This is a genomic window from Streptomyces sp. NPDC091371, assembly GCF_040684275.1.
GTDB lineage: Bacteria > Actinomycetota > Actinomycetes > Streptomycetales > Streptomycetaceae > Streptomyces.
This window is the reverse complement of record NZ_JBFBFP010000112.1, coordinates 1-1,637: the sequence shown is the minus strand read 5'-3', so window position 1 is coordinate 1,637 and position 1,637 is coordinate 1. Positions and strand designations below refer to the sequence as shown.

The 1,637-nt window shown below is 66.7% G+C and carries 1 protein-coding gene and 2 pseudogenes; 2 read left to right on the top strand and 1 reads right to left on the bottom strand.

Going from position 1 to position 1,637, the window contains the following annotated elements; genetic code table 11:
* Positions 1-88 (top strand): annotated as a pseudogene (locus AB0O21_RS40405) (IS5/IS1182 family transposase); the annotation flags it as partial.
* Between the two features lie 24 nt (positions 89-112).
* On the opposite strand, the gene AB0O21_RS40400 reads toward AB0O21_RS40405, so the two are convergent.
* Positions 113-1,315, bottom strand: coding sequence for an IS110 family transposase (locus AB0O21_RS40400; RefSeq protein ID WP_365181003.1), 1,203 nt, complete (start codon positions 1,313-1,315; stop codon positions 113-115).
* A gap of 238 nt (positions 1,316-1,553) precedes the next feature.
* On the opposite strand from AB0O21_RS40400, the pseudogene AB0O21_RS40395 reads away from it, so the two are divergent.
* A pseudogene (locus AB0O21_RS40395) lies at positions 1,554-1,637 on the top strand (IS5/IS1182 family transposase); the annotation flags it as partial.

Below are 1,637 nucleotides of genomic sequence, written 5' to 3'. Positions count from 1 at the left end.
ACTGCACCGGATCCTGCTCGCCGAGCTGAACTCGGCCGGTGAACTGGACTGGTCCCGCGCGTGCGTGGACGGCTCCCACGTCCGCGCGAAAAAGGTGCCTCTATGGCTTTCGTCAAGCCGTGGCCGGTGTGGGTGGTTGGTAGAAGGTGCCGTCGCGGAGCATGGCGAAGAGGACGTCGATACGGCGTCGGGCGAGTGCGATGAGGGCAGCGATGTGGTGTTTTCCCTCCCGGCGTTTGCGGTCGTAGTAGGCGCGTGACTCGGGCTGGGAGAGCGAGGCGAATGCAGCGAGGTAGAAGGCTCTCTTGAGCTGCTTGTTGCCGCGCCTGGAGGGGTGTTCGCCGCGGATGGAGGATCCGGAGTTCCGGGTCACGGGTGCGAGGCCGGCGTAGGCGGCGAGGTGGCCGGCGGTGACGAAGCCGCTGCCGTCGCCGACGTCGATGAGGATGCGGGCAGCGGTCCTGATCCCGATACCGGGCATCGAGATCAGGACCTGGGAAAGAGGGTGGGCCTCCAGGAGTTCCTCGATCCGGGCGGCGAGGAGTTTTCGCTGGTCAAGCGCGGACTGGAGTGAACTCGCGAGGCTGGGGACGATCAGCGCGGCCGCCTCCGTGCCCGGGACGACGACGGTCTGTTCGTCGAGTGCGGTGAAGATGTCCTCGACCAGCCGCTCGGCCATCCGCGGCGCTTTGGGACGTATCAAGGTCACGAGGCGACGGCGTCCGGCTTTGCGGATCTGAGCCGGGGAGCCGAACTGGTCCAGCAACTTGAGCACGGCCGGATGCTGGATCCGCGGACCCAGGACACGCTCGAGCGACGGGTGGATCTGGGTGAGCAGGCCACGGAGCCGGTTGGCGATCCGGGTGGACTCACCTGCGAGATCGTCGTCGAACCCGGCGATCATCGAGAGCTCGGCAACGGTCTCGTCCGCGGGATCGATCGTCCTCAAGGTGTGAGGCATCGCTCTGGCCGCGTCCGCGATGATGAACGCGTCGCGAGCGTCGGTTTTCGCCTCTCCGGGGTAGAGATCGGCGATCCGTCGCATCGTGAGTCCGGGCAGGTAGGCGACCCGGCAGCCCGCGTCCCGGGCGACCGCCAGCGGCAGAGCCCCGATGGAAGCCGGCTGGTCGACGACCACCAGTACCGTTCCGTGTTTGACCTGGAGCTTGTCGAACAGCTCCCGCAGTTTCGGTTCGCTGTTGGGCAGTGGCTTGTCGAACACCTTCTTCCCCGCCCGGTTCACGGCGGTGGCATGGTGATCACATTTCCCGACATCCAGGCCCAGATAGACGTCGATGCCCGTCCCGTCCGACATGCCCTTCGCTCCCGCGCTCGCGTTCTCCCCGGCCTCACCTGCGGCATCAGCGTGCCGGCATCCACGTTACGAAGAGACTGCCCAAAGGGCGCTCGTGCCTCTAATCAGCGGTCTGCCAATGCCTCCGGCACCGGCGACACCACCTTTTCGATCATCTCGACTGGGGGCTCAAGTCATACCGGGGCCGAAGGCCGGGAGCCTCATTGCGAGGCCACGAAGAAGGTAACGGGGGGCCGCGACCGGCCCGTCGCCGGTCGACCGGCGGAAGACGGGCAGCAAGCACCACCTGATCTGCGACGGCAACGGCAACCCCCTTCACGTC

What these genes read in the sequence shown, in the direction of transcription:
- AB0O21_RS40400 (WP_365181003.1), bottom strand. Translation starts at nt 1,315, where the DNA reads ATGTCGGACGGGACGGGCATCGACGTCTATCTGGGCCTGGATGTCGGG.